This window comes from Armatimonas sp. (assembly GCF_031410135.1).
Lineage (GTDB): Bacteria > Armatimonadota > Armatimonadia > Armatimonadales > Armatimonadaceae > Armatimonas.
In genome coordinates, this window is record NZ_JANNYP010000254.1 from 1 (window position 1) to 8,124 (window position 8,124).

An 8,124-nucleotide genomic window follows, 5' to 3' on the forward strand; every position below is an offset into this window, starting at 1 on the left:
GGCATTGAAGGCCGTGGATGACGCGCCGGACGGGCAATGGATTGCCGCCAGTGAATGGCAGGTCCGGGACATCTTTCAGAAGCTCACGTCGGACTGCTACGGGCAGATGATCCAACATCGAATCGACGAGTCGCCGTCTGCATCGCAGGCGACGAGCTCTGCGGCGATGATTTGGGCATCGCCGACGAGTAGAACACGTACGCCCTCCCCGAGTTCGGAGCGGACAAAGTCAACCGCACCGCGAACGATCTGCGCCGGGGCATGATCGCCGCCGACGGCATCGAGCGCTATTGAGATCACGTAGGTCTAAGGTGCCTATGCCGTAGCTTCGGCCTTGGGAGTGAGCCACTGGCGGCCATTGTAGTAGCCACAGCTTGCACAGATGTAGTGGCTACGGGCCATTTCATTGCAGCGCTTGCAGAAGGTCAGGCTCGGCGGAGTGAGCTTGTAATGCGTCCGGCGCTTGGCCTGACGCGTGCTAGAATGTCGTCGTTTTGGTAGGGGCATTGTACTGTCCTTTAGGTCTTCCCAGAAAATCGTTTGAGAGCGGTATTTTCAACCGTCACACAGAAGTGCGAGTATACCGCGACTTCTGGATCTCTGCCACTTTTCCTCTATCGGGAACGTTTGGGCTAAAGGCTTACGTATCTCTTTTTATGAACTTTGCTGAACAAAGTAATTCGCCTAAGCTTACCCGACGAGCCGCCACGCGCCAGGTTTTCTTGCGACTCTGCGCCGGAGTGGCGGCAGTGACTCTGGCCGAAGGGCTGGCGGAGCCGTTCTTGATTGAGGCGCGAACCTTTGATGCCGTCTTGCCGAACTTGCCCCCAGCGCTGGAGGGGCTGAAGGTGGTGCAGCTTACCGACCCGCACCGTGGGAACCTCACCCCAGACTCTGTGATTGAGGCCGCCGTACGTCAGGCGGCGGCTTGGAAGCCGGATCTGGTGGTACTGACCGGCGACTATGTCCGCTGGGATGCCGCCGATACGCTTCCCTTCGCCAAGCTACTCGCCATGCTTTCTCCGCGCCTGGGCATTATCGGAGTTCTGGGCAACCACGATTACCAGAACCCCGACTGGGTCTCCTCACTTCTGACCGAGCATGCCGGGGTTACGATGCTTCGCAATGCCAACCTAGAGCTTGCGCCGGGCCTCTGGGTCTCAGGGATTGAGGACACGATCAAGGGAATGCCCAACACGGATCTGGCTCTCAAAGACATCCCCGAGGGCGACGCGCTCCTCTTTCTGACCCACAACCCCGTGGGAGTTCGCTACGTCACAGGCCGACCCTGCATCGCCCTCTCCGGCCACACCCACGGTGGCCAGGTGCGCGTCCCCGGTCTGCCTCCGCACTATCCCCCCGGTATGCAAGGCTTCGCCCAAATAGACGGCTGGGGCACCTACGACAAAGCCCAGCTCTATGTCAGTCGAGGGATCGGTTGCACCGGCTACCCGATCCGCCTCAACTGCCCCCCCGAAGTCACCCTCTTCACGCTCCGGGCCGCATAGCTAAACGGGTACCCAGCACTCATGGTTCGTCAGCCGCTCTCCGGGCATGAGGCCCTCCACCTGGGTGTAGCGGATATGGGTGGGGCTGAGCCAGCTTGCTTTGCGTACGCTGTCTTTCAAAACCTGGCAACGGCCTGTCTTGCGACTCCAGCAGATCAAGAAGCCCGCATCAAAATCTCCATCGCCGCTGGCTCCGCCTCGAAAGAGAATACGCGTCTTATCGGGTGAAAGAACGGGGCTCCAGAAATAGTCGAGGTAGATGGTCTCTTTATGGAAGGTCTGAGGCATGGTGAGCGCATGCTTTTTGGGGAGGCTACCCTCCTGCCAGAGCAGGAGATCCCCGCCCTCGTTCAAGACGGCCAATCCGCGGCCATCAGGAGACCAGGCGATGCTACGTTTCTGATCGGCCCAGAGCCCCTCAATGTGGCGTTCCCAGAGGAGACGGTGGCCTTTGCGCTCCCAGAGGCGCAGGAGGGACTCCCCGTCTTTGCCGTGCTTTGGCTGGATGACGAGGTGATAGGGCCTTGATGTTTCGTCCATACGGAATTATACGGACTTCCACAAGGTTGACAAGCGACCCTGCCCGGTGGTAGGGTTGAGGCATGCCGTTTGTTGTGCCTGTGGCTCTTTACGCCACGTATTCAAATTCTCTTGTCCGCTCTCCTCAGACCGATCAAGCCGCGCTTCTTGCCGGGGTCACGGAGCTGATTGCGCCTAGCGCGATTCCGGGACCGCTCTCGGTGTTTGGAGACAATGCCTTTGTGGTCGTGGCGGGACGCAGCGAGAGCCGCCGCCTGCCGATGATTGCCGCGAGCCGCTTTGAGCGGGGTCGCGCGGTCGCCATTGGGCACGATGGCTTTCTCGCCGAGGAGCCTCTCAAGCACCCGGATAACACGCAGTTTCTGCTCAATGCCGTCCGCTGGGTGCTGGCGATGCCCACAGCGACTGTTGCGGTGGTTGAGCGGCCCTATGTGGCGGATATTTTAGAAAAGACAGGGCTGAAGGTGGTGCGCCTGACCACCGCACAGCTCCAGAGCCAGATCGAGTCGCCGGACTTTGATGCTGTGGTGATGAACGCGGCGGCGCTGGACGACAAGGCGGGGGTGCGACTGGCGCAGGCACTGACGATCTTCGTGCGGGGCGGCGGTGGGGTCGTGATGGACTCACTGGGCTGGGGCTGGGTTCAGACGCACCCAGGCAAGACCCTAGGTGCAGACCATGGGGGCAACAAGCTCTTCACGCGCCTGGGAATCGCTTGGGCCGATGGGTACTTTGAGAAGACCGGGGAGAAGGGCTGGAAGGCCGACTCGGGCCCGCTGGAGCTGCTCCAGGCCAAGACGGCACTGGCGGCGCTACAGAGCCATGCCGATAACACCATGCCTCTGTCTGCCGAAAATCTTGCGCAGGTAGGGCAGACCCTCACAAGTGCCATTGGGCCGCTACCTAGCGATGAGCCCCGGTTTCTGCCGCAGGTGGCCGCGCTCACCAAGCGCTTCGCAGGCAATACCGCCTTTCCCATCGGGGTGGATCAGCCCGTGGCGCGCCTCAAGACCGTGCTGGAGCAAAACGCGATCCGGCGTGGCTCTGGGGATCGTCAGCCTGCCCATATCTCATCAGGGGGCTTTCCGGGCGTGGTTGCCTTTGATGCGCCCCGTCTTGCGAATCAGAAAGTAACCGTCGCCGGTGGGGTGCATGGCTGGCAGGGCACAGGACTCTATGCCGCGCCCGGAGCGCCACTGACGATCTCCATACCGCCCGCGCTGGCAGGCAAAGGTCTCTCCGTGCGGATTGGCTGCCATGAGGACACGCTCTGGAACCTGGGAAAATGGGAGCGCTTCCCCGAGATCACGCTCAGCCGCCCCATCAACCAGCCGACCTTCAAGCTCACCAGTGCGTTTGGCGGAACGGTCTATATTGATGTCCCCGAGGGCTTTGCCAAAGACACTTTTACGGTCACGATCTCGGGAGCCGTTGCCGCACCACGCTTTGTGCGCGGCATCACTCCTCCGGCGGACTGGCGCAATAGCATCCGCAACGCTCCCGGGCCGTGGGCGGAGCTTGAGGGAAAGAATATCATCCTCTCCGTGCCCTCTAGTGTGGTGCGCTCTCTTGATGACCCCGAGGCGCTGATGGCCTACTGGGACGAGGTCTCCGATCTCGCCGCTGACCTCTACCAGATTCCCAAGAACCGGCCCCGCCCCGAGCGCTACGTGGTAGACAAGCAGATCAGCGCGGGCTACATGCCTGCAGGCTACCCGATCATGACCTATACGGACGAGATCGCGCGGCGCTTCGTGGATCTGAGCGTGCTGCGTGGCCAAAAAGGCGAGCCCAACTGGGGTTTTTACCATGAGCTTGGCCACAACCATCAGCGCGAGTGGTGGACCTGGGAGGGCTGTGGAGAAGTGACCAACAACCTCTTCTCGCTCTACGCGTGCGAAAAACTCAACGGCGATAGAGTGGGGCTCTCCCCGATGGAGCCGAAGACGATTCGGGAGGCCATGACGAAGCATCTTGCCGCAGGAGCTCCCTATGCCAAGTGGAAAGAAGACCCGTTTCTGGCGCTGATTCTCTTTGCCCAGCTTAAAGATGCTTTTGGCTGGGAGACATTTAAGAAGGTCTTCGCGGAGTACGAGAAAGCGCCCAAAGAGTCCCTGCCCACCACAGATCAGCAAAAGCGTGACCAGTTCATGACCCGTTTCTCTCGCACCGTCAATAAAAATCTCGGGCCGTTCTTTACTGCTTGGGGTGTCCCCACCAGCGATGCGGCCCGAAGCCAAATCGCCCGCCTCCCCCGCTGGATGCCCAAGGACTGGCCCAAGAAATAGCTATTCCGGCACGACGCTTCGTAGCTGGCCGTTGAGGCGTACTGAGACAGGCGCTTTCTTGCTCCTTGCCCGATCCGCGACGATGCGGTGGGAGATTACTTTGCCGTCTTTCCAGGCGCAGTCCACGCGGTAGCCGCCTCGGGCGCGTAGGCCGGTGAAGCTGCCCTCGGTGGCCCAGGCTTTAGGGAGCGCGGGGAGCAGGTGAAGCTCACCCGCGTGGCTCTGGAGCAGGCACTCGGCGATGGCGGCGGAGATGCCGAAGTTGCCGTCCATCTGGAACGGGGGATGGTCGCAGAAGAGGTTGGGGAGCGTGTTGTAGGTCAAGAGGCCCCGCACCATGATCCCGGCCCGCTCCGCCTCACCCAGACGCGCCCAGCAGGCACAGCGCCACGGCCAGGTCCACGAGCGGCGGCTATCTCCAATCGTGGTCTCGACCGTGAAGGGCTGCCCGGCCTGGTCGTTGCTGCGGGCCTTGAGGGAGACAATCGCGGCTTTGGCGAGCTCGGGCGTGGTGGTCGGGCTGATCTGCTTGCCGGGGTAGACCGCAAAGAGGTGCGAGGTATGCCGGTGCGTGTCTTTGGGATCGTCGCGGTCGGCCTGCCACTCCTGGAGCTGGCCCCACTTACCGATCTTGTTGGGCGCGAGCTGGGATTGCAGTGTGGCGATCTTTTTTTGATAATCGGGATCCGTATTCCGCGCACGTGCTAGCTCTAAGTAGCCCTGAAATAAGTCCCAGAGGAGCTGCTGGTCGTGCATCACGCCGTCCTCGCGCGGCCCGTGCTCCGGCGACCAGCCGTTGGGCGCGACGAGTGTCCCATCCGGCAGGCGCTTGAGGTGATCCTCCCAGTACTCACAGATCTCTTTCACAATCGGATAGGCTCGCTCTAAAAACTTCCGGTCTTGCGTGAAGGCCCAGTGCTCCACGAAGTGCTGGGCGTACCAGGCGCTGGCGGGGATGTTCCACTCCCAGCCGTTGCCGCCAAAGATACTCTGCGACGTTCGCGCGGTCCAGCCACGGGTCTTCTCGCCAAAGGCACGCTTTGTGGCGATCCGGCAGGGCTCGACAGCGGCGGCGACAAAGTCTAAGAGTGGCTCGTGGCACTCGGCGAGGTTGGTTGTTTCGGCGTGCCAGTAGTTCATCTGGAGATTGATATTGTTGTGGTAGTCCGACGCCCACGCGGGGGAGTTGCTGTCGTTCCAGAGCCCCTGGAGATTGGCGGGCAGGCCACCGGGCCGGGAGCAGCTCGCCAGCAAGTAGCGCCCGTAGTGGAACATAGTTTGCTCCAGCTCGGGATCGCTCTCGCCCTTGCTGTAGCGCTTCAGACGGGCATCGGTGGCCAGCGCGGCGGCCTTAGCCTCGGTGCGGCCCCAGCTCACGGTCACGCTCTCCAGAAGCCGCGCCAGATCGGCCTGGTGGGCTTTCAGGAGCGGGGCATAGGGCTTGGCCGAGGCGGTGGCCAGCTCACGCGCCACCACAGGAGCCGGAGCCTCGCCTCGCCAGCCGGAGCGAAAGTCGGGTTTGTAGTCCGTCCGAGCGCAGAGGGTCACGACCAGGCTGTTGCAGCGCTCAAAGATAAGCTTGTCGCTGCCCTCGGCACTCACTTTGCCGCCCGTGTTTTTGACGCGCAGGCCGCAGGCGTGGCGCAGCTTGTTGGGCATCATCGCGTCCCAGAAAAGCCCGTTTGGCTCTGCCATAACCGGCGTGTTGGGCTGACCCGAGCGCAGCGTAAGCACACCCGAGAGTGCGCCGGGCTTGTCGGCGGTGTAGCGGAGTATCAGCGCCTGCGCCGGGCGGCTCACAAACGCCTCGCGGGTGTAGGCGATGCCATTTTGCGTAAACGTCGTCCGGTGCACGCCCGTGGCAATATCGAGCTCGCGGCGGTAGTCGGCAGGCACCGAACTCTCGCCCTTTAGCGCCACGCCATCGAGGGTAATCTCAGCCACTTGAAAGTGGCTGGGGTTCTTAGCGGCGAAGCTCAGGCGGTAGAAACGGTAGGCTCCCGGCTGTGCGATAGCAAACGCCTTGGTCTGGTGGCGCTGCTCGAAGGGCTTGCCTAGGTTCTGCCGGTCGAGTGTCTGCCAGCGGGTGCCGTCGCGCGAGCCTTCCAGAGTCCATTCTTGTGGATCTCGGGTGGGGACATCATCGGCGCTGGTGAGCTTGTAGCCGGTCACGGTCTGCGCCTCGGGGAGCTCGGCCTGCCAGATAACCGTCGCGCCTCGGTTTTCGGTACACCACTTGCTCCCTGGCTGGCCGTCACAGGCATTGCTCAGAGGGTTGCCATCGCCGTTTCCGTGGCCACTGGGTGAAGAGAGCACGACGGTCTTGGGCGTGCCAAAGGTCAGGAAAATATCGCCAAATGTCCGGTAGGAGCCAAATCCGTGGTCGCCCGTCTGGTACTCGCCGTCCCAGTTGTTGTCGCCCGACCAGAGGCTCTGCTCGTTGAACTGAATCCGCTCCTGGGCAACACCGCCAAAGAGCATCGCACCCAGCCGCCCGTTGCCAATCGGAAGCGCCTCCGACGACCATTTCGTTGCCGCTTGTGCGTACCATAGCTTACTCAAATGCGTTTTCCTCCTCGCCAGTCACAGCCTTGGACAAAGGCAAGTCCCTTGACGATCTCCTGGCTCCCCGGTTTGTCGAGCCTCCCCACACGTAGCGATTGAACCCAGACTTGCTTGTCCCCGAGTGGGGCTAAGTCACGAAAGTAGCTGGTGACATAGCGCTTACTGTCGGGAGCGAGGCAGAGGGTGCCGAACTCAAAAAAATTGGTTGTTTTACCTGTCGTCACATCCACCTGAAGGGCACCAAACCAGTGCCCCATACTGCTGCCCCCATGGTATCCACAGATCAGAATAGTTTTAAAATCCCTTGGTATCGTCTTCAGCTCGAAGTAGTGTGGGGGTGTCCGTTGGAGCCAGCGCTGAGCCTCCGAGGCTAGTTGAAGCAGCAAGGGTTTGCCGTCTACAGTGAGCTTTGGTAGTCCGACTTCTGTATTGTCTGGGTTGAAGAGGGTGAGAGAGTGCTTGCCCAGAGTCAGCTTCATCGGGTCGGGCTGAGGCAGTGGTGGCACGGGCTTGCTCTGGCCTGTCGTGACAGAGATCAGGCGGTGCTGCTTCTCGCTCTCTTCAAGCCGGAGCCACTCATTGTCTTGCCAGTGGAAGGACTCCCAGAACTCCCGCATCTGGTAGAGGCGCTTGGTCGCTCCCGTGCGCAAGGAGAGGGCCATTAGGTCGCGTGTGCCGCGCCAGAAGGCAATCCACTTGCCATCGGGCGACCACTGGGGCTCGGTGTCATCGGCGCGGGCCTGGGTGAGCTGCTTCCGTCCGGTGCCATCGGGGTGGATCAGGTAGAGGTTGGAGTAGCTCTTGCGGCTGCCTGGCGCGTAGTAGCGACAGGCGTAGACAATCTCACGGTCACTCATAGCTGGCTACCGCCATTCCAAAGTAGGTCGGGGCCTCGTAAGAGAGCAGCTCTCCGGCGAGCGGGGTGTGGCCCAGTGCTCCGGCGAGGATAATGGTCTGCCAGAACGCGTCCACTTTCGCGTCCTCTAAAAATGCTTCGTCCCACTCCAATAAACGGCCTAGGTCTTCTTCGACAATCGCGGCGCACATCGCTCCGTCGTGCTCGGCGCTGACGGGCGAGTAGCCGTAGGGGCCGTCGGGGTCGTGGGCGTGGCCCTGGTCGCACGAGGCAATCAGCGCGACTCGCTTCTCTGTTTCGGCGGCGCATCGGGCGAGCAGCAAACCAAAACGCACTAAATGCTCACGCGGCAGGCTTCGGTTGGGAG

7 protein-coding genes and 1 pseudogene are annotated in these 8,124 nt (G+C 61.6%); 2 read left to right on the forward strand and 6 right to left on the reverse strand.

The annotated features are described in order from the left end of the window. Positions 1-96 precede the first annotated feature (96 nt). On the reverse strand, positions 97-300 hold the full coding sequence (locus tag RMO15_RS09535) for a hypothetical protein (protein WP_309711166.1): 204 nt from the start codon (positions 298-300) through the stop codon (positions 97-99). A 15-nt stretch (positions 301-315) separates the two neighbouring features. After that, positions 316-507, reverse strand: coding sequence for a 50S ribosomal protein L32 (gene rpmF / locus RMO15_RS09540; protein WP_309711169.1), 192 nt, complete (start codon positions 505-507; stop codon positions 316-318). Between the two features lie 149 nt (positions 508-656). Here rpmF and RMO15_RS09545 point away from each other — a divergent pair, with 149 nt between their 5' ends. Continuing rightward, positions 657-1,508, forward strand: coding sequence for a metallophosphoesterase (locus RMO15_RS09545; protein WP_309711172.1), 852 nt, complete (start codon positions 657-659; stop codon positions 1,506-1,508). Here RMO15_RS09545 and RMO15_RS09550 read toward each other — a convergent pair whose 3' ends face one another. Continuing rightward, the gene (locus RMO15_RS09550) at positions 1,509-2,048 is read right to left on the reverse strand and encodes a hypothetical protein (RefSeq protein ID WP_309711175.1); all 540 of its coding nucleotides are present in this window, start codon (positions 2,046-2,048) and stop codon (positions 1,509-1,511) included. A gap of 62 nt (positions 2,049-2,110) precedes the next feature. Here RMO15_RS09550 and RMO15_RS09555 point away from each other — a divergent pair, with 62 nt between their 5' ends. After that, positions 2,111-4,336 carry a M60 family metallopeptidase gene (locus tag RMO15_RS09555; RefSeq protein WP_309711178.1) on the forward strand — a complete coding sequence of 742 codons (2,226 nt, stop codon included), beginning with the start codon at positions 2,111-2,113 and terminating at the stop codon, positions 4,334-4,336. Here the strand turns inward: RMO15_RS09555 and RMO15_RS09560 are convergent, their stop codons facing one another. From RMO15_RS09560 to RMO15_RS09570, 3 genes and pseudogenes are all read right to left on the reverse strand, one after another. Next, a complete protein-coding gene (locus RMO15_RS09560; protein ID WP_309711181.1) occupies positions 4,337-6,898 on the reverse strand; it encodes a glycoside hydrolase N-terminal domain-containing protein in 2,562 nt (853 codons plus the stop codon). Continuing rightward, the gene (locus RMO15_RS09565; protein ID WP_309711184.1) at positions 6,895-7,758 is read right to left on the reverse strand and encodes a hypothetical protein; all 864 of its coding nucleotides are present in this window, start codon (positions 7,756-7,758) and stop codon (positions 6,895-6,897) included. The genes RMO15_RS09560 and RMO15_RS09565 overlap by 4 nt, the downstream gene beginning before the upstream one ends. Further along, a pseudogene (locus RMO15_RS09570) lies at positions 7,751-8,124 on the reverse strand (aromatic ring-opening dioxygenase subunit LigB); the annotation flags it as partial. The pseudogene RMO15_RS09570 and the gene RMO15_RS09565, both read right to left, overlap by 8 nt.